The organism is Pinibacter aurantiacus (assembly GCF_019130065.1).
In the GTDB taxonomy this organism is placed as follows: Bacteria; Bacteroidota; Bacteroidia; order Chitinophagales; family Chitinophagaceae; genus Pinibacter; species Pinibacter aurantiacus.
In genome coordinates, this window is record NZ_JAHSPG010000018.1 from 149,614 (window position 1) to 174,918 (window position 25,305).

24 protein-coding genes and 1 tRNA gene are annotated in these 25,305 nt (G+C 40.8%); 16 read left to right on the forward strand and 9 right to left on the reverse strand.

The genetic code is table 11. From position 1 onward, the window contains the following. Positions 1-109: 109 nt before the first annotated feature. The 3 genes from KTO63_RS24380 to KTO63_RS24390 all read right to left on the reverse strand — a co-directional run bounded on the left by KTO63_RS24380 (position 110) and on the right by KTO63_RS24390 (position 3,077). Entirely contained in the window at positions 110-973 is an 864-nt protein-coding gene (locus tag KTO63_RS24380; RefSeq protein ID WP_232373328.1) for an SMP-30/gluconolactonase/LRE family protein, read from the reverse strand. Between the two features lie 85 nt (positions 974-1,058). Beyond that, entirely contained in the window at positions 1,059-1,418 is a 360-nt protein-coding gene (locus KTO63_RS24385) for a DUF1304 domain-containing protein (protein ID WP_217794595.1), read from the reverse strand. A gap of 207 nt (positions 1,419-1,625) precedes the next feature. Continuing rightward, positions 1,626-3,077 (reverse strand): glycoside hydrolase family 30 protein, encoded by a 1,452-nt coding sequence (locus tag KTO63_RS24390; RefSeq protein WP_217794597.1) that lies wholly within the window; start codon positions 3,075-3,077, stop codon positions 1,626-1,628. 436 nt (positions 3,078-3,513) lie between these two features. On the opposite strand from KTO63_RS24390, the gene KTO63_RS24395 reads away from it, so the two are divergent. The 3 genes from KTO63_RS24395 to KTO63_RS24405 all read left to right on the forward strand — a co-directional run bounded on the left by KTO63_RS24395 (position 3,514) and on the right by KTO63_RS24405 (position 7,843). Continuing rightward, positions 3,514-4,686, forward strand: coding sequence for a heparan-alpha-glucosaminide N-acetyltransferase domain-containing protein (locus KTO63_RS24395; protein ID WP_217794600.1), 1,173 nt, complete (start codon positions 3,514-3,516; stop codon positions 4,684-4,686). A 127-nt stretch (positions 4,687-4,813) separates the two neighbouring features. Beyond that, positions 4,814-6,592, forward strand: a complete 1,779-nt coding sequence (locus KTO63_RS24400) for a glycoside hydrolase family 9 protein (RefSeq protein ID WP_217794602.1) — start codon at positions 4,814-4,816, stop codon at positions 6,590-6,592. 138 nt (positions 6,593-6,730) lie between these two features. Next, positions 6,731-7,843, forward strand: a complete 1,113-nt coding sequence (locus tag KTO63_RS24405) for a glycoside hydrolase family 18 protein (protein WP_217794604.1) — start codon at positions 6,731-6,733, stop codon at positions 7,841-7,843. Positions 7,844-7,995: 152 nt separating this feature from the next. On the opposite strand, the gene KTO63_RS24410 is transcribed toward KTO63_RS24405, so the two are convergent. Continuing rightward, complete coding sequence (locus KTO63_RS24410; protein WP_217794606.1) at positions 7,996-8,868, reverse strand: LysR substrate-binding domain-containing protein; 873 nt, start codon at positions 8,866-8,868, stop codon at positions 7,996-7,998. A gap of 141 nt (positions 8,869-9,009) precedes the next feature. On the opposite strand from KTO63_RS24410, the gene KTO63_RS24415 reads away from it, so the two are divergent. Further along, the gene (locus tag KTO63_RS24415) at positions 9,010-10,275 is read left to right on the forward strand and encodes an MFS transporter (RefSeq protein WP_217794608.1); all 1,266 of its coding nucleotides are present in this window, start codon (positions 9,010-9,012) and stop codon (positions 10,273-10,275) included. A 311-nt stretch (positions 10,276-10,586) separates the two neighbouring features. Next, entirely contained in the window at positions 10,587-11,171 is a 585-nt protein-coding gene (locus KTO63_RS24420) for a hypothetical protein (protein ID WP_217794610.1), read from the forward strand. 152 nt (positions 11,172-11,323) lie between these two features. Here KTO63_RS24420 and KTO63_RS24425 read toward each other — a convergent pair whose 3' ends face one another. The 3 genes from KTO63_RS24425 to KTO63_RS24435 form a co-directional block, all read right to left on the reverse strand. Next, positions 11,324-13,024 (reverse strand): hypothetical protein, encoded by a 1,701-nt coding sequence (locus KTO63_RS24425; protein WP_217794612.1) that lies wholly within the window; start codon positions 13,022-13,024, stop codon positions 11,324-11,326. Between the two features lie 92 nt (positions 13,025-13,116). Continuing rightward, the gene (locus KTO63_RS24430; protein WP_217794614.1) at positions 13,117-13,674 is read right to left on the reverse strand and encodes a hypothetical protein; all 558 of its coding nucleotides are present in this window, start codon (positions 13,672-13,674) and stop codon (positions 13,117-13,119) included. Between the two features lie 211 nt (positions 13,675-13,885). After that, positions 13,886-14,209, reverse strand: a complete 324-nt coding sequence (locus tag KTO63_RS24435) for a DUF6496 domain-containing protein (RefSeq protein ID WP_217794616.1) — start codon at positions 14,207-14,209, stop codon at positions 13,886-13,888. A 123-nt stretch (positions 14,210-14,332) separates the two neighbouring features. On the opposite strand from KTO63_RS24435, the gene KTO63_RS24440 reads away from it, so the two are divergent. The 5 genes from KTO63_RS24440 to KTO63_RS24460 all read left to right on the forward strand — a co-directional run bounded on the left by KTO63_RS24440 (position 14,333) and on the right by KTO63_RS24460 (position 19,661). Further along, the gene (locus KTO63_RS24440; protein ID WP_217794618.1) at positions 14,333-14,755 is read left to right on the forward strand and encodes a hypothetical protein; all 423 of its coding nucleotides are present in this window, start codon (positions 14,333-14,335) and stop codon (positions 14,753-14,755) included. Positions 14,756-14,867: 112 nt separating this feature from the next. Continuing rightward, a complete protein-coding gene (locus KTO63_RS24445) occupies positions 14,868-15,452 on the forward strand; it encodes a YciE/YciF ferroxidase family protein (protein WP_217794620.1) in 585 nt (194 codons plus the stop codon). Between the two features lie 111 nt (positions 15,453-15,563). Then, positions 15,564-16,643, forward strand: a complete 1,080-nt coding sequence (locus KTO63_RS24450; protein ID WP_217794622.1) for a DNA topoisomerase IB — start codon at positions 15,564-15,566, stop codon at positions 16,641-16,643. Between the two features lie 323 nt (positions 16,644-16,966). Further along, on the forward strand, positions 16,967-18,754 hold the full coding sequence (lepA, locus tag KTO63_RS24455; RefSeq protein WP_217794624.1) for a translation elongation factor 4: 1,788 nt from the start codon (positions 16,967-16,969) through the stop codon (positions 18,752-18,754). Between the two features lie 259 nt (positions 18,755-19,013). Further along, the gene (locus KTO63_RS24460; protein ID WP_217794626.1) at positions 19,014-19,661 is read left to right on the forward strand and encodes a class I SAM-dependent methyltransferase; all 648 of its coding nucleotides are present in this window, start codon (positions 19,014-19,016) and stop codon (positions 19,659-19,661) included. Between the two features lie 146 nt (positions 19,662-19,807). Here the strand turns inward: KTO63_RS24460 and KTO63_RS24465 are convergent, their stop codons facing one another. Next, entirely contained in the window at positions 19,808-20,464 is a 657-nt protein-coding gene (locus KTO63_RS24465; RefSeq protein ID WP_217794628.1) for a DUF4136 domain-containing protein, read from the reverse strand. Between the two features lie 107 nt (positions 20,465-20,571). Here KTO63_RS24465 and KTO63_RS24470 point away from each other — a divergent pair. The 6 genes from KTO63_RS24470 (at position 20,572) to KTO63_RS24495 (ending at position 24,464) form a co-directional block, all read left to right on the forward strand. Next, positions 20,572-20,645: transfer RNA gene (locus tag KTO63_RS24470), tRNA-Pro, on the forward strand. Positions 20,646-20,817: 172 nt separating this feature from the next. Next, positions 20,818-21,186 (forward strand): hypothetical protein, encoded by a 369-nt coding sequence (locus tag KTO63_RS24475; RefSeq protein WP_217794630.1) that lies wholly within the window; start codon positions 20,818-20,820, stop codon positions 21,184-21,186. 720 nt (positions 21,187-21,906) lie between these two features. Beyond that, a complete protein-coding gene (locus KTO63_RS24480; protein ID WP_217794632.1) occupies positions 21,907-22,521 on the forward strand; it encodes a hypothetical protein in 615 nt (204 codons plus the stop codon). A 212-nt stretch (positions 22,522-22,733) separates the two neighbouring features. After that, on the forward strand, positions 22,734-22,955 hold the full coding sequence (locus tag KTO63_RS24485; protein WP_217794634.1) for a hypothetical protein: 222 nt from the start codon (positions 22,734-22,736) through the stop codon (positions 22,953-22,955). 160 nt (positions 22,956-23,115) lie between these two features. After that, on the forward strand, positions 23,116-23,556 hold the full coding sequence (locus KTO63_RS24490) for an SMI1/KNR4 family protein (protein WP_217794636.1): 441 nt from the start codon (positions 23,116-23,118) through the stop codon (positions 23,554-23,556). A gap of 227 nt (positions 23,557-23,783) precedes the next feature. Next, positions 23,784-24,464 carry a hypothetical protein gene (locus KTO63_RS24495; RefSeq protein WP_232373329.1) on the forward strand — a complete coding sequence of 227 codons (681 nt, stop codon included), beginning with the start codon at positions 23,784-23,786 and terminating at the stop codon, positions 24,462-24,464. Here the strand turns inward: KTO63_RS24495 and KTO63_RS24500 are convergent. Further along, positions 24,461-25,282: an alpha/beta fold hydrolase gene (locus KTO63_RS24500; RefSeq protein WP_217794638.1), complete on the reverse strand. Its 822-nt coding sequence runs from the start codon at positions 25,280-25,282 to the stop codon at positions 24,461-24,463. The genes KTO63_RS24495 and KTO63_RS24500 overlap by 4 nt on opposite strands. Positions 25,283-25,305: the final 23 nt, after the last annotated feature.

A 25,305-nucleotide genomic window follows, 5' to 3' on the forward strand; every position in this document is an offset into this window, starting at 1 on the left:
ATTTCTTCAAACACGAATGTCGAAATAAAACTCTTCTTTGCTTTCTTTGCGCCACCTTTGCGTATTCTTTGCTGTTACAACAGCGTATCGCACAGAAACCAAATCCTAACTATTTCTCAACACCTTTCACCTTCAACTTCACCTTATAAACTCCTTCAGAAGCCGTCAAAAACAGCTCATCATTATCTTTTCCTCCAATACATACATTCGCCGTCCATTTCGCGGGAACATCAATATGAGCAATCTTTTCGCCTTTGGAATTGAACACCGTAACACCATTGCCGCAGCAATATAAATTGCCCTGATTGTCCAATGTAATTCCGTCTGCTCTTGAGTTTGCAAAGAATTGCTGATTGCTCAACGCTCCGTCTTTGTCAATCGTGTACTTATAAATTTTTCCGCCATCAATATCGGCAACGAAAATAGATTTTCCGTCAGGCGCTCCTACGATGCCATTCGGTTTTACGATATCAGCTGCAACGATCACTGGTTCTTTGCTTCCCTTTTTAAGATAATACACTTTTTGACCTTCGATCTCTGGTTTCTTTCTTGTCCAGTAATCACGCTGATAATAAGGGTCTGTAAAATAAATGCCACCGTGAGCATCGATCCACAGGTCATTCGGACCGTTCAATTTTTGTCCTTTATAATCGCTCATTATAACGGTTACTTTACCAGAGGGATCGATGGACCACAACTCATTCTGATTATCTGCGCAAGCAATGATGTTTCCTTTCTTATCAAAATACAAACCGTTCGAACGCCCTGTTCTATCAAGGAAAACGGAGAGTTTGCCATTGACATCATACTTCCATATTTTATCATTTGGCTGATCGGTGAAGAAAATATTTCCTGCTTTATCAACAGCAGGACCTTCTGTAAAGGCAAAGTTATTGGCGATCAATTCGAGTTTTGCTCCGTCTGCGATAATGGGTGAAGTGCTGTCTCCACCTGTATTTGCTGAAGTACTCATACACATAAAAATGAAAAGTGAGAGTAAGCAATATAGCTTGAGATGTTTCATAAAACTGGAAATGTGTTTGTTCAAAAAATCATTGTTACAAATGCAACGATACTAGCGCAATAAATGCGGGCAATGCCTGCTTATAAATGATCGATCGAGAGGCGGTTAATCCTCCGTAAATTCCTGCTACAATTACACAGGTCAAAAAGAATACGGCCACATACAAATGCCACATTGGATCTTCTATGCATAGCGACCATATCAGCCCCGCTGCGAGAAAGCCGTTGTACAGTCCCTGGTTGGCAGCAAGAGTTTTTGTTTTTTCAAACAGATCCGGAGGAAAACCCCGGAATGTTTTTTTGCCAACTGTTGTCCAGGCAAACATCTCAATCCATAAAATATACAGGTGCTCAATAGCTACAATGGCAATAAAAATATTGGCGACTATCTTCATGATGAATGTGTTTTGCGTGGCACAAAATATAAAAACGGCCTGAAAAGCAGAAGCACTGAGTTTTTCAGGACTCAGTGCTTCTCAGGAAATATATCACGAACATTCTTCGACAAGCTAAACCCTTCGACAAGCTCAGGGTGACACTCCGCGCCGGCTGTCAGGCTGAGCTTGTCGAAGCCTCGCGGCACAGGAGCGATTTGTACAATTTTATTTGATCACTAAAGAAGAAATGGAGTGCGGTAGGCTGGTTGCTTTCGCCGCGGCACCATTGATCCAAAGGTTGTAATCAAGTTTTTTATCTGTACGATTCATCACTACAACAACAATACTGCCGTCATTGTTTTGAAATGCAGTTGTTTCCAAAAAATCTCTGCTGGATGCCGTGCTGATGCGTTTTGCCCCCGGACGAATGAATTTTGAAAACTGACCGATGTAGTAGAATGCATTGGTGTAGATCAACTCACCCGTTTGTGTATTCGCGTGCACAGGTGCAAAGCAGAAATTACCAACGTGGTTAGGGCCGCCATGTTCATCAAGCAGGATGTTCCAATCTGTCCATGCAACAGTGCCGCAATTGAAATCATTGATCATGGAGTTGCCATATTTTTCACCAAGCGACCAGTTGTGAATGCTATCCATGTTAAATTTCTCTTTGCAACCTTCAGTGAAGATCAGATTTTTACCGGGAAATGCGTCGTTGACCATTTTGATGTTGTCAAACTGCATTGCGCTACCAGTCCATGTTTCATACCAGTGGAAGCCAATTCCCCACACGTATTTTGCAGCTTCAGGATCGCTAAGGATTGTGCTGGCACGTTGATACGCAAGGTCCCTGTTGTGATCCCATGCAATCAGTTTTTTGCCGCCTAAACCGTTCTTCTGTAAAGTTGGCCCAAGGTAACTCTTGATGAAATCTCTTTCTTCCTCCGCTGTGTAAATGCAGGACTCCCATGTTTGCTTAGCCATTGGTTCGTTCTGCGCACTCAATCCCCAGATAGGAATGCCCTTCGCTTCATAAGTTTTAATAAACTTTACATAATAGTTTGCCCATGTTTGTCTTGCTTCCGGTTTCAATTTGCCACCGTGCAGCAAGTCGTTATTATCCTTCATCCACGCAAGCGGGCTCCATGGCGTAGCATACAAAGTGAGTTTGCCACCCGCAGCAGCTATAGCCTGCTTAATTAAAGGAATACGATATTTTTCATCATGCGCCACATTGAAAGTGCTGAGTGAAGCATCTTCGTTAGTGACATAAGTATAGCTGTCGCTTGAAAAGTCGCAACTGTGAATAGTCGTTCTGCCGATGGTATATCCGATACCAGAGTTAGTGTTGTAGTACGCCTTCAACAGTTCCTGCTGTTTATCTTTTGGCAGTTTGGCAAATGTTTCCGCAGAAGCATCCGTCAACGCACCGCCCACACCCATGAATGTCTGGAACTTTCTCGCCGGGTCTACAAATATGCAGGGCTGTGTTTCCAAAGGCTGTGCAAGAGGAGAAAAACTCAACGTGCCATTTTGTGAAAGACGCAGATCGGTATTTTCAGCAGTTGTGTAGACCGTAACTGTTTTGTTGGCCGCACTGTATTTTTTTGCTGCCGTTTGAGCGTTCATTAAATAAAAAGAAGAGGAGGCAATGAAAACCAGGAAGAGTTTTTTCATGTTATTCTACTTTAAGTACAAATTTTAAATGAAAATAGAACCGCGTAGAGACAAGGCACCGCCTTGTCTCCAACAAATAGTTTGCGTTCATTAACTAAAGAGATTGAAAAGTTAAAAATATACTCGTTTAGGCGGGCAAAAAAATTAAAAGACCTTGTTTGAGCCAATGAAAAGTAGTGCATGGAAGACGTGAAGGAGGGGTGACGATGATTTGCAGGTGATAATCAGGGCATTGCATTTTTTAGAGAAGTTTGCCTGTAGAGTTAATGACGTAGCGCAAGACTTTGATAATTAACCGTATCTGCGCAAATTCGTACCGGCGTATAGATTTTCACTACGGGGCCTCAATTACTATTTGATCGATATACGTTACATAATATCCCTGCCTTACACATTAGCAACAAACAAATACCTGGAGACCAAATTATAACAACTCATGAATCTGTTACCAAAGCGATTGAAATCGATAGACGTTTTTCGGGCCGTTACCATGTTCCTGATGATCTTTGTAAATGATGTTGACGGCGTTCAGAAAATACCCGAATGGATAAAACATGTGGATTCGCACACTGATGGGATGGGATTTGCGGATGTTATTTTTCCAGCCTTTCTTTTCATCGTAGGCCTCTCATTGCCATTTGCTATTCGCAACAGAATGAACAAAGGGTATTCTGTACCGCAAATTGCATTGTACATTCTTACACGTTCACTGGCATTGTTGATAATGGGATTGTTTCATGTGAACCTCGACGATTACAGCAAAGCTTCCGTTTTGTCAAAAGGTTTATGGATGGGCTTAATCACGATAAGTTTCTTCCTTATTTGGCTGGACTATCCAGAAGAGATGCCAAAGACGAAAAAGAATATTTACGTTGGCTCCGGCATTGCACTGCTGGCGTTAATGGCGATTTTGTACAGAAGTGGTGATCCCGCAAATCCCGGCTGGATGCATGCTTCATGGTGGGGAATTCTGGGAATTATTGGCTGGGCCTATCTTTTATGCGCCGTCATTTTTCTTTTGTCAAAAGGCAACTTCAATGTTTTGCTCATTGCATTTATTGCTTTTGCGGCACTCAATATTTGCGCACATACCGGGGTTTTCCATAAGAGACTTTGGGTGGTAAATGATGGATCATCTGCTTCGCTCGTTATGGCGGGCACATTGATAAGCAGCTTGTATACACGAATAGCAGGCACAAAAAATGATAGCTGCCTTTGGTGGTTGCTGGCCATATGTGGTGTTGGAATGATAGCCCTTGGCTTTTTTGTTCGTCCTTATGCTGGTGGTATTTCAAAAATACATTCTACTCCTGCGTGGGTTTTTATTTGTACAGGCATTAGCATCCTGGCATTTGAATTTTTTATCTGGCTCATTGACATTGAAGGAAAAGAAAACTGGTTCTCCATTATTGCGCCTGCGGGCAGAAGTACACTTACCTGTTACCTCATGCCTTATCTTCTGTTTTCTATTTACAGAATGACAGGCTTTGTATATCCTGAGTTTTTGAGAGAAGGCGTTGGTGGCATTATCCGCTCGTTTGCGATTTCATTTGTGTTGATATGGATTGTGGGTTTGATGGAAAAACGACGTATAAGGTTAAAGGTGTAGGGGCGAATCGCATTCGCCCTTTAACACTGAATGTATTTCATCTTTAATGGTGAGAGAGTATAAATCGTTCTTATTGGTGTCGTATACGTATCAACGATAGTTGTAACGAAAGAAGTTTTAAAAAAGCATGAAAAGAATTCTTACCGGTATATTGTTCTTTATAATTTCTGTTTTACCCGATGTTGGGTTTAGTCAGATATCAATACACATAAATCAGGTTGGCTTTAATAGCAGCGACGCAAAAATAGCAGTCATTAGTTCAGATCAGCCGCTGCCGGCGAACACTTTGTTTACCGTTGAAGACATCGTTCACAAGAGAGATTTTAAAGCTGTCTTAAGTTCGCCGTTGCACGTGAACGAATGGTTTCCGGGAAAGTATTTTTACAAGGCAGATTTTTCTGCAATTAGAACAGAAGGGAAATACATTTTGCGAGTGGTTGTATTTGATTCAATTTATTCATCATCACCATTTTTTATTGGTGAGAAAGCGTTGACAAAAGCAACGTTGCCTGCAATTCTTAATTACTATCACAAGCAACGAGCAAATACGCAACAGGAGCTGGAAGCCGATAAACATGTGATACTATATGGCAGCAGTAAAACAGCAAATGTGCAAGGTGGCTGGTGCGATGCATCCGGCGACATCAGTAAATATTTTTCGCATCTGTGTTATACCAATTTCATGTCGCCGCAACAAATACCATTGGTCACATGGTCGATGGAAAACGCTGTGGAATCAATTCCTGCACTGTTGACATCCTTAAAAATAAAGGACTCGCTTGAACAGGAAGCCTTGTATGGTGCGGATTATGTGTTGCGTTCACTTTCGCCGGACGGATATTTTTATACAACTGTATTCAGCTATTTCAAACCCGATCCTAATGAAAGAAGGATTGTTGGCTTGCTTGCAAACAGCGTTACGACTTCCGACTATCAAAGTGCTTTTCGTGAAGGCGGAGGAATGGGAATCGCGGCACTGGCCCGTGCAGCGAGATGGAGGAAGCATGGTGATTCTACATCACAGCAATATTTGGCGGGAGCGAAAAAGGCATTTGCACATTTGTTGGCAAACAACTTAAGATATTGTGACGATGGCAAGGAAAATATACTGGATGATTATTGCGCATTGATGGCGGCAACAGAATTGTGGATCACCACCAATGAAGACCTCTATAAAAAAGAAGCGCGAAAACGTGCAAAAAACATTTCCAGTCGATTAACGCCGAAAGGCTATTTCATTGCCGATGATAGCAAGAGGCCCTTCTGGCATGCATCAGATGCGGGTATGCCTGTTGTGGCGTTATCAAGATACCTGGCAAAAGAATCAGATGCTTCTTTAAGAAGCATTGCTTTGGAGACAATAGAGAAAGCACTTGATTATAATCTGCATGTCGCCAATGAGGAGAGCAATCCTTTTGGTTATGCACGTCAAACATTTGCAGTGCAGGGTAAAATCAAAAGCGGATTTTTTATTCCGCATGAAAATGAATCCGGCTGGTGGTGGCAAGGCGAAAACGCAAGACTGGCCTCGCTTGCAACGGCTGCATTGGTAGGAGGCAAGATTGTTTATGGGAAAAGTAAGAACGCAAAAACCGATTCTTTGCAAACATATGCAGCACGCCAGTTGTCATGGATATTGGGTTGCAACCCTTATGACATGTGCTTCATGTATGGTTTTGGAAAAAACAATGTACCACACATGGCATCTATGTTTGGTCATGGATCGGAGTGGGGAGGCATATCAAACGGTGTAACCGGCGGCGAAAATCCTGATGGCAGCGGAATACTGTTTAAAGAAAAAGCGGAAGGCAATGAATGGCGATGGACAGAACAATGGCTGCCTCATGCTGCGTGGTTTTTACAGGCAATGACCGCCGAAGGGCAGGAGTTAGAAATTAGGAATTAGGAGTTAGGAATTCTTTCTGTGTTGCAAGCGGAAAGAAAGTAACTTCTACTAAACCTAAGTCATTATGTGTTACGTCATAAACTAATCCCTACCTTCTAATTCCTAACTCCTAATTTCTAATTCCTAAAAAACAGCACGATGAAACAATACACTTTAGCAATTCTTTTTTGTACGTTGGCGACTTGTCTTCTCGCCCAGAAAGTGAGCAAGAACAAGCCTGTAGTGATCGGATATGTTGGTGGTTACAGAGGAGTTGCAGATACTTCGATCATTGAAGCCAACAAGCTTACACACGTCAACTATGCATTTGTAGATGTGAAAAATAATCGGGCCTATCTGCACAACGAAAAAACAGACACGATCAATTTTAGAAACCTGAATGGACTGAAATTGAAAAATCCTTTACTTAAAATTCTTATTTCGATTGGTGGCTGGACATGGAGCAAGAATTTTTCTGATGCGGTGCTTACTGATACATCGCGCAAGGCTTTTGCTGAAAGTGCTGTTGCGATTATGGCAAAATATGATTTGGATGGAGTAGATATTGATTGGGAATATCCGGGCATGAGAGGAGATTCCAATGTTTTTCGTCCGGAAGACAAAGAGAACTACACATTGATGTTTAAAGAGCTGCGTGCTGAACTGGACACACTACAACAAGCAACGGGAAAAAAATATTTGCTCACAACTGCAGTTGGTGGATTTTCCTCTTTTTTGCATCATACTGAAATGGGCAAAGCGCAACAATACTTGGACTATGTGAATTTGATGACCTATGATTACAGTTGGAGCAAAGCATCGCACCACACCAATTTGTACAATGCAACCAAAGATTCGTCGGCAAACTCGGCAGACAAAGCTGTTGCAGCATTTATGGAAGCCGGTGTGCCAGTAAGCAAACTCGTCATGGGCATTGCATTTTATGGCAGAGGCTCGATTGTAGAGGGTGATACGAAAAATGGCATTGATAGCAAGATCGCTTCTCACAGTCATGTTGGTGGCTATACTTACATAAAAGATAGCCTGCTTACACAAAAAGGTTATCGCAGCTATTGGGACAAAAAGGCAAAGGCTCCGTATATGTTCAATGCCAGTGACAAAAAGTTCATCTCCTACGACGATGAACGCTCTGTAAAATATAAATGCAAATACGTTCTCCGTCACAAGCTTGCAGGAGTGATGTTTTGGGAATATGCGGATGATAGGAAAGGGTATTTGTTGGCCGTGATTACAAGCACTTTTGGCAATTAAGAATTAAGAATTAGGAATTAAGAATGCTTTCTGTGCTGCAGAATAAATTACAGCAAACTCCACGCTGGCGCAGAGGTGTGATAGCTGTTACTTATTACATCTGTGCTCCGTGAATTCTTAATTCTTAATTTCTAATTCTTAATTGAATTGAATTATTTCACTCGAAATATTTCCTCCGCAAACAACCCCGCCGACTTCTTCCTGTACGCATTTTTCTGCCAGAGGATAAAAGCTTTGCGGGACAGATCGCGGCCGGCAATGGGAATGGCTACAAGGCTCTTCCATCCGATCAGAGCTTTTTCATTTAGAATGGTGATCCAGTTTCCGGATTCCACCATCGTTAGGAGCGAATGCACATCGTTCAGTTCAATCTTTACGTTCGGCGCAATATTGTTTGTTTTGAAAAGGTTGTCGAGAAAGTTGCGGGAAATAAAGCCTTTGCCCGGCAAAACAAGATCGAGGTTATTGATCTCTTTAAGTGTAATTTTTTTTAAGGAAGCCAACGGATGTTTTTTAGCAACCACCATTACAATGCTGGAAGTAAACAATGGCTGCATGTCCAGGTCTTCATCAGGCTCGTCATTTTTAAATGAGAGCATGAAGTCGAGCTCCGACAATTTTAAACGTTTTTCTAATTCTTCAGGGTCATCATATTCTATCTGGATTTTTATACCTGGATATTTTTTTAAAAATGGAGAAAGCGCTGGCAGGATGAGGGAAGAGAATGCATAGGTGATGCCAATTTTCAATTCGCCGGTAACAGAAGTGTTCAGGTCTGTGATGGACTGTCTGCCTTTTTCAACTTCAAATAGAATCTTTCTTGCGTGGTCAAGAAAAACACTACCTGCTTCCGTAAGCCGAACAGTTTTTCCAATTCTGTCAAATAGCAACATGCCAAGTTCATTCTCCAATTGTTTGATCTGTTGCGATAACGTAGATTGCGTTACAAACAGCGCTGACGCTGCTTCTGTGAAGTGTAAGGTTTCTGCTGCTTTAACAAAATAGGTGAGTTGCCTGAATTCCATATTAATCGTTTTTACTAATCAATATCATAAGAACAATCTATTTTACAAATATATCTTTATTGGCGACATTTGCACTTGTAAAAACGATTTCAGAAGACCTTCTTGCCGGGAACACCCTGATTCTTAATAACCAATACGGGTATGAATATCTTTCGGTCATTGCGATACCGCAATTTTAAATTATTCTTTTACGGGCAATCAGTTTCATTAATAGGGACATGGATGCAAAAAACAGCCGTTAGCTGGCTGGTGTACAGACTAACAGGTTCTGCGGTGCTATTGGGTGTCGTTGGGTTTGTAAGTCTCATCCCTTCGCTTATTCTTTCTCCCTATGCGGGAAGTTTCATCGACAGGCACAATCGGTTTAGATTGTTGGTTGTCACGCAGGTTATTTCAATGGTCCAGGCGGGAGCATTGGCTGCATTGGTTTTCTTTGGTTATTATAATATTCCACTCATTATACTTTTAAGTCTGGTACAGGGAATTATCAACGCATTTGACGTTACATGCCGCCAATCGCTGATGGTAGAAATGGTGGACAACAAAGATGATTTGCCAAACGCCATTGCACTGAACTCCACCATGACCAATTTTGCCCGTATCGCAGGACCGGCAGTTGCCGGAATCATCTTAAGCACACTGGGTGAAGACATTTGTTTCTTCATCAATTTCTTCAGCTATCTTCCTGTGTTGATGTGTTTGTCAATGATGCGTCTGCACACACCGGCTAAGCCATCTTCCAATGATATCTGGACGGAATTAAAAGAAGGGTTCCACTATGTTTCAGGTAATAGAAATTTGAGTAGCCTTATCATCATGCTTACGATCAGCAGCTTGTTTGTAATTCCGTTTAATACATTGATGCCCATCTTCGCAAAAGATCTTTTTAGCGGAACCGCAAAAACTTTCAGTTGGTTTGAAAGCGCTGCTGGCGCGGGCTCTGTCATTAGTGCCATCTACCTTGCGAATTTGAAAAAAGGCAAGAATCTGATCAAAATAATGATCGCTGCAGGAATTGTTTTTGGTGCCAGCGTTATGTTTCTCGCGTACTCAAAACATTTACCCGTTGCTTTGCTTTTCATGACACTTACTGGCGTTGGAATGATGGCGCAAACTTCTGTGATCAACACCTACATTCAAACGCACGCAGTACCCGCGATGCGCGCAAGAGCGATCAGTTACTATGTAATGGCTTACCAGGGAATGGTGCCAGTGGGTAGTTTGCTCGCGGGACTTCTTGCGGGTGCGATTGGCCCCAGGCGAACCGTTTTCATTGAAGGCGCCATTGGTTTGATCGCAACGATCGTTTATGTAGTCTATAGAAATAAGGTTGCTGGCAAAGTATTTACTATCAAGTCGTTGGTGCCTGTGGAGAGGCTGAAAGCGTATTTTAAGAATGCTGCTTAGGCAATTAAGAATTAGGAATTAAGAATTAAGAATTAAGAATTCTTCACAAGGTAAGAGTACCTACGTTTTTGGAACGCTCCCGAAATGGGAGAGGAGAGCTTGCTTTCATTTTTTGCTGTTGTACATGAGCAATTCTTAATTCTTAATTCCTAATTCTTAATTGAACAAAAAATGTTAAAATTTTCTTATCGACCCAATTTCCTGTAACGTTTTCCATTGAATGGTTGTCAGAATAGCGACAACATTTTTAAAGAAGTTTCGATGCCGGCTTTGTGTCTGGCATTGATCCCATTAACCTTAAACATTTTCCCATGCAATGGTATTTGTGTGCGGTGACCGCTCTATTACTTACGACAGGTTGCAAAAAGACCACCTGCAAAACTTTACCCGAACCCACTGATCCTAAGATGGAGTATACAGAATTGAAAGACAGGACAGTCGGGTTTAACTCAAGCTATTCGATCGATCTTGACAAGGATGGCGAGAGTGATTTTTCTTTCTCCACTCTTCTTGTTGGTGATCCAATTTTAAAAAGGGATTACAGACAGTACTACATCAGCTCGAAATTTTACACCAACTGCCAGGTAAATGAAAACGAAGAAACGCCTGTATTGCAAAGGGGTGATAAGATCGCATCTGCGCCACTTGAAGGCTTCCATTGGTATAATGCTTCACATGTAGTGATTGCGCAAAAGATCATAGAAATGAATGGCACATCATGGTCGGGCAATTGGAAACAAGTTGCGCATGCCTATCAACCGGTAAGCATTCTTAAAGGCGACAAAACTTATTATGGCTGGATAGAATTATCCTTCGACATCCAAAACGAAAGAATCATTTTGCATCGTGCCGCTGTGGCGAAGGAGGCGGGGGTGGAAGTGAAAGCAGGGATTTAGAGAGCAATTAATAATTAATAATTAAGAATTAATAGGTGCTGCAACCAGACGAGATTAAAATCGTTGAATGTGGTACTCTTGCTTAAAGGAATATTGTATTCCGTTTCGCAAGCCGCCCTATTAATTTTTAATTATTAATTATTAATTATTAATTACTTCACCTTCGCTCTTTCTTTATCCTTTCCCATTCCTCCTGCACCAACCTGTTCTTTAATGCCGTAGAATATGGTTTTCCAGATGAGGTTGAACATTGACTTTGTAATGTCTCTTTCGTATTGAACGTTCACAACATCGGGGCGATTATCGTTTGCTTTGTTTTTCTTTTTCAATAAGATCTTGTTCGCCAGAAATGTGATGAATCCTCGTTTTTTGAAACCGGTAGGACTTGACGTGTCGCGCTTCAACATTTCAATGTCAACATCATCGTAGTAGAATGAAATCTTCCCATTTGAATGTAAGTTGTTTGCAGTCATGTTGAATGAAAGCTGTTTAATGTTCGCACTGTTGATCTTAACCTCGCCAAGAGGAATGGTAACCTGGTTAAGAATTTTGCCATCAAAGGCGCCGAATTTTCCGCTCACTTTAAATTCTCCGTTAGCGGGATTGTTAGGAAAAACAAAGTGTGCATCAAGAGGCGCTTCGCCCATAAATTTTGCAGTGATAGCAATATTCATTACGCCGCTTCCTTCAATGTTACTCAGGTTGTTTATATCGCCATTGACTTTTGTAAAGCTTATTACACCTACTTTCTTTGTGTCAGCACTTTTTTCTTTATAGGCAACTGTCGCGTTTTGTACTTTGATATATGGCACACGCACAGGTAAGTCCAGTTTGCTTAACAGCTGGTGCGGGTACCCTCCAACTTTCGATTTGCTATTCGATGGCGCCGTTCTGTCCTGGTATACCTCAATGTGTGCACCCGATAAAAGAATTTTATCTGCAAGTATAGAGCGGTTGTTAAGAAATTCACTGTAGTCAAAATTGCCCATAACGAATTCCGGAGCCCTTATGTCAAACCTGTCAATTTGATGACCCAAATGTTTGGCAAATCCATCTTCATTGTAAAGTGGCTGCAGTTTAAGATCATTAATGGTCGTGATAGTGTTTCCTTTTATCTGAACATAAAGCTTTGCCAATGAAAGTTTGTACATATCCTTACTCAGCGGCATTGAAAAACTATCAACATAAATTCTCGCATCATTGGAATATAGAAATCTATCGGTATTGCCTCGCGTAGTAGAGTCTATCAGCACATTGAAAAGATCTGCACTTATACGATTTACATCGGTTTCCTTATAATGTTGATTCGTTCCATAGTACGCAAAGGACGCATTGTGAAGCGAAAGCGTATCGATTCTTATAGAGCTAATGTCCTTGTTGATCTTGTCATACAGCGTGGTAATCTTTATCGTAGTATCAGTTTCTGTTTTCTTTTTTACGGAGTCAAAGTGATACATTTTGATTGTGGCATCATCCAGCAATATCTTGCGGAGATCGACGCCCTTCTCTGTTAGAAGTTTGTAAGCATCTACATTTTTTATCTCCAGTTTTTTTAGGAGGATATCAACTGTATTGGCAGGGATGTCAGCAGCCCGAAGCGTCTTAAGTATCGATGAATCGATTGTAAAATGTATGTCGTGGAGGGTGATGCTTAAATTGTCAATATCAACGTCTGTTTTACTGATATGTATTTTGTAAAGGCCGCCAGTCGCCTCATGTACGGTCTTCTCTATGCGCTGCGAAAGCCTCCTTTCAACATTGCTGGATTTAAAATAGCTTTTAAGGAATAGGTATGTACCTAGCCCCAGTATCAATATTCCGATCAGGATGTAGAGTAATATATTCTTTCGCATAGGTATAAAAAAGGTGAGCAGAAAGTTGTGATCTGCAATTCATTTTCACCACTTAACTGCTCACATTCATTTACTTTCTTATTGTTAGTACATCACTTTTTAACAGGTGATGAAGCAAAAAAGTTTTCAATAGTATGTAACAGATTTGAAACAGGGCCTTCCATTTTATTTGTTCTGTCATCAATGGTTGTGTCATCAAGTGCCTTTCCTAATTCTATCGAGGCGGGCAAATGCGCGAGAATTTCATGACGCTGATCTGCCAGTAGTGACTGGGCTTTCGCAGGATCATTGCCCGCTTGCTCGTGGAGTAGTTTCACTGCCTGTAGTGCCAGGTTATCCAGCACACCGGCTGTATAGACTTCTGAAAAACCAGAATAGTCTGCTACCTTATTCACCACTTCCGTATAGTTTGAACCAAGCATATCTGCCAGCACATTGCCGGCTGGTTCTCGCTTTAACAGTCTTGCGCCACCATCACGAGTGTGTGTGTATTTGTACAATACCGTTAAAACAGTTGGAACACTTGCCTGTGCCAGTTTATCATATCTGTGTGCAAAATCTTCTTCTTTAAGATCCTGCGTGTTGGGGTCAATCTTGTTAATATTTGTCCCCATGTATTTTTGAAGTTCCTTTACCAGATTGAGTTGCATAGTGATGGGTTTTGTGTGATAGAGAGTGTTTTGCAAAATTTGAAGATTTGAAAATATAGGAATTTGAAAATTCATTTAATGCGTCGGCCTTTACTTAATCAATCTCTCTTAAACCTTTACTTAATCAATCTCTCTTAAATGAATAATGATTATAAAGAACGAATGATAGACCAGATGCATTTTCAAATTCCCATATTTTCATATTTTCAAATTATTTCGCCATTCTGCGCACAGCCTTCTTTGGTGCAGCTCGCTTAGCAGCGGCTTTTTTCGGCGCAGCTTTCTTCGCTGTTGCACGTCTTGGAGCAGCACGTTTTGCGGTTGCTCTCTTACTTGTTGTTTTTGTTTTTTCCTCCGGATTTTTCGGCGCTTTCATTCCTTTTTCTCTTGCTTCACTTAGTGCAATGGCAATTGCCTGTTTAGGATTTTTAACAGTGCCGCCTTTGCCGCCAGGTCCGCTTTTCAATGTGCCTTTTTTAAATCTGTGCATATCTTCTTCAACCATGTTTTGGGTTGCTTTTGAATATTTTGGCATAACATGAAATTTAACGATTAATAAATAAGGCTATGTTAACACAAGCGTGAACTATTTGCCACATAGCTATAGTGTATCCATTAAAAACCCTACCGTTCCTGTCTGAAAGCAAAAAGCCGGGAAATGGGGATTTCCGGCTACATTTTTCAAGCCTTTACAAGGATGGCAAACGGCAAGGTATTTACTGCACATCCTGAAAATACTTTTATGCGACCTGAATATCATTTACAAGAAATGCGTGACATGCGTTACTGCATCAACAAGGCGGTAAACAATGGTTACACGCAGGATTTTAAAGTGAACGAAAAGGGCCTGCTTTCTCTTCAGACAGAACAGGTGTATAAACCGGATGATGTTAGAGTAGTAGATTTCTACAGGTTTGAAGGTGCATCAGATCCGGATGACAATGCAATATTGTATGTGATAGAAACCGGAAACGGTTCGAAAGGAACACTGGTAGATGCTTACGGCGTTTATGCAGACATGATGATTGGACGTTTCTTAAAACAAGTTGAAGACATTCATAAAAAGTCTGCAATGGCATAGAGTAAAGTAAAAAGTAAAAAGTCCTTAGAGACTACTTCTCTTTTTGAATTTTAACTTTTGAATTTTGACTTTCAAATACCACACATTTTAATCAATCATTAAATTTTCATTTATGGAAAAGACAACTAAAAGTGCCAATGGAAAAGCGGCGACTTCCACCGCAACAAGAAAAACATCTTCTTCAAAAAACAAAACAGTCAAATCAATGCTGGCTGATTTTTTTGTGGAAGAGATAAAGGACATTTATTGGGCTGAAAAGCACATAGTAAAAGCGTTGCCAAAAATGCAAAAGGCAGCTAATTCAGATGAGCTTGCCAATGCGTTTTCTGAACACCTTAAACAAACAGAAGGACATGTAACTCGTCTTGAACGCGTTTTTGAATTGTTAGGTGAATCTCCCAAAGCAAAAAAATGCGATGCTATGGAGGGTATTCTTAAGGAAGGCGAAAGCATCATTGAAGAAACTGAAGAAGGTACCAGCACCCGCGATGTTGGTTTAATTCTGGCTGCGCAAAAAGTAGAACACTATGAGATTACCACGTACGGCAGTTTGCATCAACTAGCTACTACAATGGGCAAGAATGATGTAGCTGATTTGCTTGCACAAACTTTGCAGGAAGAAAAAAATACAGATAAGTTATTAACAAAAATCGCCGAGGCGCATATTAACAATGCTGCTGAGGATGAGGAAGAATAGTATGCTTCACGCTTAACGCATAACGCCTAACGCAGGAAGTCTCCGCGTTGCGTGTTATGCGTTTCTGCTATTAGCGTTAAGCATCAGGCGTTCAACTTTAAGTATAAAAACATGGAAGCACTCAAATTATCGCACCCGCAATTTCTACGTATAGCGGCAGATTACAAGGAGTCTGCGAAAGTGGCGCATTTGGTTTATGTGTCGGTGAGCGATCCGGGAATTGTGCGTGTAAAGAAAGGAAAGGGATTTAGTTACTATCTTGAAGATAAACTTGTGAAGAGCAAAGATGACTTGCTTCGATTTAAGAAATTGGTCATCCCTCCGGCATGGAAAAGTGTATGGATATGCACCTTGCCAGAAGGTCACATTCAGGCTGCGGGCCTTGATGCACGCGGACGCAAGCAGTATCGTTATCATCCTCTTTGGAATGTGTTGCGCAATGAAACAAAATTCCATCGAATGCTGGAGTTTGGGAAAACGATTCCGTCACTACGTGCAAAGATTGAACAGGACATTGTTTCCAAAGAGTTGAATGCGGATAAAGTTATAGCCACTGTTATCTCGCTGATGGAACGTACTTACATACGCATCGGCAATGAAGGTTATGAAAAGTTGTACGGATCTTATGGCCTCACTACGTTAAAAGACAAACACGTTTCGATACAAGGAGACAAGATTTCTTTTTCATTCAAAGGAAAAAAAGGCGTTTATCATAATGTCTCTCTCAAAAATAAAAGGCTTGCGAAAATTGTTGAGGCGTGTCGCGACATTCCCGGCAAGGAACTTTTTCAATTTTATGATACTGAAAACAATTGCAAGTCGATAGATTCAGGGGCGGTGAACAATTATATAAAAGAAGCCACCGGAGCGGACTTTACCGCAAAGGATTTTCGAACCTGGGCGGGCACTTTGAATGCGTTGCGTGCTTTTAAGTCGATTGGAGAAGCTGCGACTTCAGCAGAAGGAAAGAAAAATGTGGTGACAGTATTGGATGAAGTCAGCCAAAAGTTGGGTAACACGCGAGCCGTTTGCAAGAAATATTATGTCCATCCCGGCCTGATAAAAATGTACGAAGAAAACAATCTGAAAAAATACATAACCGCCCTTGATAAAATCGAAGAGCCGGATAGTAAGACGGATTTGACGGGAGAGGAGAAGGTGTTGATGAAAGTGCTGGCAGAGACAATTTGAAAATTTGAGGATTTGAAGATTTGAAAATTGTGGTTGCGGTAGGGGCGAATCGCATTCGCCCTCGCGCACACGAAGAATTTCCCCATATAAAAGACTGTTGCACACAAACCCAATGCCCACCAGAATTCCCGCCGACGAACGTAATGCGACGCAACTAAAGTCCATGTTTATTCCACTGCCGGTTAACAAATTGTCCCCAAAAACATAAATAATTAATAATCAATTCCGAAAACCACAGCTAAAGCCATTTTCAAATCGTCAAATTTCCAAATTATCCAATTGTTTACCTTACTTTTGCACCGCATAAAAGTGCGTTTCAGAGAATGAAGAATATTCGAAATTTTTGTATTATAGCCCATATTGACCACGGAAAAAGCACCCTGGCAGACCGTTTACTACAAAGTACAGGTACCATCAGCGACAGAGAAATGATGGATCAGGTATTGGATGACATGGATCTGGAAAGAGAAAAAGGTATTACTATTAAGAGCCATGCAATTCAGATCAACTACCCATTCAAAGGCGAAAAATATACACTTAATCTTATCGATACTCCCGGCCACGTTGACTTTAGCTACGAAGTGAGCCGTGCATTGGCAGCCTGCGAAGGCGCTTTGCTATTGGTGGATGCCACTCAGGGTATCCAGGCGCAAACTATCTCCAATCTTTACTTAGCAATAGATAACGACCTGGAAATCATTCCCGTAATCAATAAAATTGATATGGACGGTGCAATGATTGACGAGGTAAAAGATCAAATTATTGACCTGATCGGCTGCAAACCGGAAGATATTCTTTTGGCGAGTGGAAGAACCGGTTTAGGTGTTGATAAAATATTGGAAGCGATCGTTGAAAAGATTCCGGCTCCAAAGGGCGACCCAAATGCTCCTTTGCAAGCTTTGGTTTTTGACAGCGTTTTCAACAGTTTCCGCGGTATCATCGTGTACTACCGTATCATGAATGGTACGCTGAAAAAAGGCGACAAAGTTAGATTTACGTCTAACGATAGTGAATATGAAGCGGATGAAGTGGGCGTGCTTAAGCTAAAAATGGAAGAACGCAAAGAAGTGGAATGTGGTACGGTAGGCTATATTATCACCGGTATTAAAAACGCTAAAGAGGTGAAAGTGGGCGATACGCTTACTTTGACTGCAAATCCGGGCGAAGGCATCAAGGGATTTGAGGACGTAAAACCGATGGTATTTGCCGGTATCTTCCCTGTAGAAACAGACGATTTTGAAGAGCTTCGTGAGTGCATGGACAAACTGCAGCTGAACGATGCGTCTCTTACATACGAACTTGAAACTTCGCAAGCGCTTGGTTTCGGTTTCCGATGCGGATTCCTTGGAATGCTGCACATGGAAATTATCCAGGAGCGTTTGGAAAGAGAGTTCAACCAAACAGTAATTACCACTGTACCGAACGTAAGCTTTATTGCTTACACGGGGAAAGGTGAAAAAGTGATTGTAAACAACCCTGCCGAAATGCCTGATCCTACCCGCATTGACAGGATTGAAGAGCCTTTCATCAAAGCGCAGATTATCACCAAGCCCGAGTATATTGGTAATATCATGACGCTTTGCCTTGGCAAACGTGGTATTCTTTTAAGTCAAAGCTATCTTACACAAACACGTGTTGAGTTGCAATTTGAAATGCCATTGACGGAGATCGTGTTTGACTTCTACGATAAATTGAAGAGCCAGACGAGAGGTTATGCTTCTTTCGATTACCATCCAATCGGATACCGTGATAGCGATATCGTGAGAATGGATATCCTGCTGAATGCTGAAAAAGTGGATGCCCTGAGCGCGTTGATTCACCGTAGCCGTTCACATGATTTCGGACGCAAGCTTTGCGAAAAATTGAAAGAGTTGTTGCCTCGCCAACAGTTCATGATTGCGATTCAGGCGGCCATCGGTGCGAAGATCGTTGCACGCGAGACCATCAGCGCAATGCGTAAAGACGTAACTGCAAAATGTTATGGTGGTGACATTAGCCGTAAACGTAAACTGTTGGAGAAACAAAAAGAAGGTAAAAAACGTATGCGCCAGATTGGTAGTGTAGAGGTTCCGCAGGAAGCGTTCCTCGCAGTGTTGAAACTGGATGATTAAAAATATATTTCTCTATAATTGAAGTCCGGCATTGCCGGACTTTTTTGTTTCACGCAAAGAACGGAAAGGGTTCACGCGGCGAGCGCAGCGGAGCAGCGGACGGTTGAAGGTTTCAGTTAGTTCTAGGATTTATACAGTCCTATCAGCTGTTATTGCAAACGCAAACAAAGTAGACCCATCATACAGCCGCTGCCTCGCTGCTCCGCTGTGTTCGCTGCGAGAAAAATGCGTTTGCGAGAAACAATAAAAATAAATTCAAATGAAACCAATCGAAGCTTACAAATTTTGGTCGGAACAATATGATAGCAATGAGAATAAGACCCGCGATCTGGAGGCTGTTGCTTTGCGGGAAATGCTCGCCGGTATTGCATTTGAAAGATGTCTTGAAATTGGTTGCGGAACAGGAAAGAATACAACCTGGTTTGTGGAAAAGGCCGATCAGGTAACGTCCGTTGATATTTCCGAAGAGATGCTTGCAAAGGCGAAGGACAAGATTCGATCTGCTAAAGTTAATTTCAGGCAAGCCGATATTACTGCTCCGTGGAATTTTGCAGATGGGTATTATGACCTGGTAAGTTTTAGTCTTGTGCTGGAACACATTCAAAACCTTGATCACATTTTTAGTGAAGCTGCGAAAGTTTTAAAAAACGGTGGCTATGTCTATGTGGGAGAGCTGCATCCATTTAAACAATACAGCGGTTCTAAGGCAAGATTTGAAACAGAGAACGGTACACAGACAGTAGAATGTTTCAATCACAATGTTTCAGAGTTTACGCAAACTGCTGCCAGGCATGGGTTTTCAGTTCTGTCACTGAATGAATATTTCGATGATAATGATGTGCAAACATTGCCAAGAATTTTGAGCATCGTTTTCAAAAAAACAGGTAGGTTATCCCTTCACGATTAGTTTCACGCAAAGGCGCAAAGTAAAACAAAGAACGCAAAGGGTTGCTAAGTAGTGAACTCTTTGCGTTCTTCTTGGGCATAGACTGTAAAACTTCCCTTTGCGTACTTTGCTTCTTTGCGCCTTTGCGTGAAACAAAGCACGAAGTGCTATTTCCGGGGGAGTTTTTTCAGCATTTTTGGGATGTAGTATTTGGTCGCATCTTCAGGCGTCATTTTAACGGCCTCGGCGCGTTGTCCCTTAACCATACTCCTCCAGACGATTTCTTTTGATTTTGCATCGATCATGTCAATCACCAGCGAGCCTTCCCGCAATGTATCGATCTGCATTTTGCCGTGATAGGTAACGGGCCTGTTGTCGCTGCTGTAATAGTAGACATTGGAAAAAGGATCCGTGTTAGCGCGAACATAGCTGCCGCCGGAAAGTCCACTATAGCTGTTATATGAAGGCATGTCTGCACGTGTGAGCGTTTGCGGGCTGTAGTCGACCACTTTGTCCTGCGATACCTGGTAATCGTACTTCATTACCAGCTCATAGGTAAAAAGGCAATCCGGATTTAGCGTGTCCAGCTTCAAGCCTTTTGCGTCCAATTGCTCCTTAACCTCTGTTACCATTAAAGGAACAAGTACGGTGCGATTAACCAGTTTCGCATATTGGGTATCGGTAGTAGGCAGAAAAGCATAGGTCTTGTATTTCTTGAAATCTACATTTTGCATTTTCTCGTTGGAAAACTGAATGGCCTGCTTCGATGAGCATGAGCAAATAATAACGCTTGCTACAAGGGTAAAAAGGAAAAGTTTGCGCATAAGAGTGTTTTCTGTTTCTGATTAATAATAGAAACAAGAAAACCTCCCCCTTTGTTCGATCAATAATTTTGATCAGTTATTTCAAAAACTTAATTTGGTAATAATTTCGGGATGTAGCGCAGCCCGGTAGCGCATCACGTTCGGGACGTGGAAGTCGCTGGTTCGAATCCAGTCATCCCGACTTGGTTTTGAAACCCGCTACCATAGCGGGTTTTGCATTTTTTAAAAAAGCAACCTCATTTTAATGTATTAGTATTCAAAGTCGTAGAGATTCGAATCCGGTGAAGTTTCATTGGATAAACAAGCAATCATCGTTCTATTTTACTTAATTTGAGAGGCATTACCCCTAATCTATGAAGCTGACAGAATTATCGAACTATCAACTCTATTCGCTTATCCAAAACAATAAGCTGGATGCATCCATTAGAGAGCCTGCCAATACTGAATTTGAAAATAGAAAACTTACGGTAGATCAAATCAAAGAGATAGTGAAACAACATGATCTTCTCTTTAAACCGGATAACGACGAAGGACTTAGTTCTTATAATAAAGCTTTTCTAATTTTTGTTCCGGCATTTTTCACAATTCAAGTATTAATTGCTGGGAGATACTTAGCTAATAATGAACGAAAGAAATGGAAGGACTTTTGGCTTTATGTATCGCTTGGTTACGTATTGTGGACTGTTGCAATTATCACATTAGCCAAACTGAACAGAAAGTAAAAATGAATCACTTCAATGAGTAACCATATAACCATAATATCGGAGCCTTCCTTTTTTTGTATTAAAAAAGATAAATTCCTTACAATTGGAAATTGGGCTTTATTCATATGTTTTTCATTGACTTTATATTCACCAATTCCATTGTTTTATTATTTCGGAGATATAAAATTTGAAGGGAAATATTATGTGTTAGTAAGTGCAATTTACTTCCTGATACAGTTTTTATTGAATCAAAAAAGATTAAAGGTTGTTACCATTAGAATTTATCGGAAGGGAACCTCTTTGTACTTTAATGATAATTCTGTTTTTGATGCTAATGAGAATAAACGGATTTTGTTATATGAGTATTTAGGCGATCCTTTAGTAAATGCAAGTGGGAACTTGTTTTTGAAGATTAAAAACTCCGATTTTATTCTATTTCATTCGGTGACCGAAAGTCAAATTTTAGAAATCAAAAACAAGCTTGAGATTTTTTTTCTGAACCTCTTATTATTGAAAGAAAACCTGGTTATCCATAGTCGGCAAGGATTTTACCTTTTCGCAATTGCGGCTGACTACATTATTTTCACTATCCTTTCCAAATCATCAATAAACAGGTTCGAAAACTGTCCAGTGAGGTCGACTGGGGAAGTCTGGCAAGTAATTGTCACCGGACTTTTTGATTTTGCAAAAATCTTTAGGAGTTTTCTTAAATTAGGTTGTCAATAGTGTTTTGCACAGATGAGCGATTTATTTAAGTATTTAAAAAACCATGGTTACCTTCTAGTCGATATTGCTTTTCGGACCATGTCAAATAGCGTGGTTAAAATAGAAATTATTCGAAATTTACAAAAAATGTCTAAGAATTGTATTTGGCTGCTAATGTTGATAGCGCTTATCTCATGCAAGCAGAAAAAATATTCTAATAATATTAAATACTTGTACTCTACCGAACGTCAACAAACTAGTAATGATAACGAAGGCAATAATGTCAAATTATTGGACAAATCAAATCTTCTTATTGACAGCATTGGCTTAAGATTCCTAGGAGGGTTTTCTAAAACCAGAGTGGAGATTTATTTTGGTCAAGAGTTTTATGATGCTCTTACTCTTAATTCAGATCTGTCTATTGCTTTTGCAGGCTCCACTAGAATACCATGTTCCAAATTGAAAAGCGGTGATTTAAATTTAAGAATCAAAGACAATTTCTATTTAATTCCTTATCGACAGGATTATAAATACATTGATGTATATATAAATGGAGAGTCTATAGTGGTTGAATATAGCAACAGCATATTAATTTTATCGGAGTTCTTTTTCAAAGTGAAGATTCCTCAAATGTCAGGCTCCATTTAGCCAATTGCGAATCAACCTGCTAAATGGAATCGATTTAATTTGAATTTTCGTATTAGCAAGTACATTTATAGGGTTTGTAAATGACTAAATATTAAGCTATTAATATTCTCGCTATTCTTCCCAAATCATCAATAAACCGGTTCGAAAACTGTCCAGTGAGGTCGGCTGGGACGTTCGGTGAGCAGATTTTCTTGAAACAAAAAAGATAAGATATGAATGAAAAGATGAAGTTGTTTTTGCAACACTTCGTTCAGCTAATTAAAGAAAGGACGGATGAATTAACGCCAATCTCTAGTGCACCAAATGATTTTGAAGCTGGCAAGTCAATGGCATACCATGAAGTCGCGGACTATATTGTTGAATGTTGTCGAATTTTTGATGTGTCATTTAGTGACCTATCTATTAGAGATCTTGATCCGAATAAACTTCTTTAATGATGAAGTGTTTATACGTGGATCCTCGCGATCCTTTCCAAGTCATCCACAAACCGGTTCGAAAACTGTCCAGTGAGGTCGACTGAGGAAAGTTCGGTTCAGTCTGGAATTATCTAGCTTTAAGAAGGCAAAACAAACGAAAGTGTATTTTTAAATTACTATGATTACATTTAAAAATGGAAATGGATTTGGTAGACTTCAGCAAAATGAATTGAATGATTTTGAGGCAAAGAATAGTATTTCATTGCCTAAAGATTACAAAGTTTTTTTGTTAGAGTTTAATGGAGGCAGTCCTAGTCCTAATAGGAATCAAAATCCTGAGACGGTCGTTACTTATGTTTTGGGGATGCACAATGGTGAATATTACACGAGCTTGTATAAGCATATTGATATGTTTAAGCATCGGTTACCTTTGAGCACTTTCCCGATTGCAACAGACTCTTTTGGAAATTTATTTATAATGAGTCTGCATTCTGACGGTTATGGCAATATCTACTTTTGGGATCACGAAGGAGAAGCTGTACATCAGGATGGACACTATGTGGACAATTGTTATTTTGTCGCTTACTCTTTTACCGAGTTCGTAGAAAATCTCAAATAGCGTTGCCATTCTGGATGATCTGCAGAGAATTCCAAGCGGGGGACATCGCAACAATGTCTAGCTATCTGTGCTTTGTCATAATGTAAGCTTGCCGATCCTCGCTATCCTTTCCAAATCATCAACAAACCGGTTCGAAAACTGTCCAGTGAGGTCGACAAGCCATTTTTTTCACCATGAAAAAATCTGGTGAGTAAAGCGGTGAGTCATTCGAAGTAGGTGGTTTGAAAATGTGGGGACATGAATTCAGCGTTACTACCAAAAACCTTGTTGGAGAGCTGAAGTGGAACACCAGCTTTATTTTGTCATTCGACAGAAACCTGATTACAAACCTTATTGACCCGGGTTATATCAGAAGAAACAACACCGTTACATCTGACTACTATCGTCAGCAGGTTGGTCATCACTTGGGTGAGTTTTACGGCTTCGTGTTTGAAGGACTTTATAAAGATGCCAATGATCTTGCCAGCTCTGCAAAATACCAGGCAACTACTGCAAACCCTAATGGCAGCTCTGACGTAGGTACGATCAAAGTAAAAGACATCAACAAAGACGGCGTGATCGATGATGTGAATGACCGCACTTTCATCGGTGACCCAACGCCAACATTTACAGGTGGATTGGTGAACAGGTTTACCTACAAACATTTTGACCTGGGCATTGATATGACTTTCTCTGAAGTGGATGCTTCAATCGGTGTCATAAAAGGAACGTATAATGCAAGCAACTACCAGGTTTATTCTTCTGTTAACTGTCTAAATTTTTTTGACTACGCCGTTCGGAATCTGAGATTCAAGCGCAACAAGTCTTTGTTGATAGGTAAATTTTTTGCTGTACAAGTGATAACCCGGCTTTATGCCAGGTTATCGGTAATAACACCTGTTTTTTATAAAGAAATCAGTAGAAACTAACTCTGTATGAATGCCAGGAGATCCGCATTGATAGTTGCGGCTTCTGTGGTTGGCATGCCGTGCGGGAAACCGGGATAAGAGATAAACTTTCCATTCTTTAACAACTTCGCAGCTTTAGCGCCGGTAGTGGCAATAGGTACAATCTGGTCATCTTCTCCATGCAACACGAGCACCGGTATATCTACACTTTTCAAATCCTCTGTAAAATCTGTTTCAGAAAAAGCTTTGATGCAATCATAGTGTGCTTTGATCGCACCCATCATACCTTGTCTCCACCAGTTGTCTCGAACACCTTGAGATACTTTAGCACCCTCACGGTTATAACCGTAAAAAGGAATCGTAAAGTCCTGGAAGTATTGCAATCTGTTAGTAGCTGTATTTGCGCGGATTTCATCAAAAACCGAAAGAGGGATGCCATCAGGATTGTTTTCATTCTGCACCATGATTGGTGTAACTGCACTTATGAGTACAGCTTTAGCAACACGGCCTTTGCCATACTTTGCTACATAACGAATTACTTCCCCGCCGCCTGTTGAATGTCCGATATGCACTGCATTCTTCAGATCAAGAGCTTCTGTCAATGCTGCTACATCAGACGCATAAGTGTCCATGTCATGACCAATGGATGTCTGGCTTGACCTGCCATGTCCCCTACGATCAAGAGCAATCACTCTATACCCTTCATGCAAAAAGAAAATCATTTGGGCATCCCAGTCATCGCCGGACAACGGCCATCCATGATGGAAAACTAAAGGTTGGCCTGTGCCCCAGTCTTTGTAATAAATTTCGGTTCCGTCTTTTACCGTAATCTTGCTCATTTTTTTCAATTTAAATTGATGAA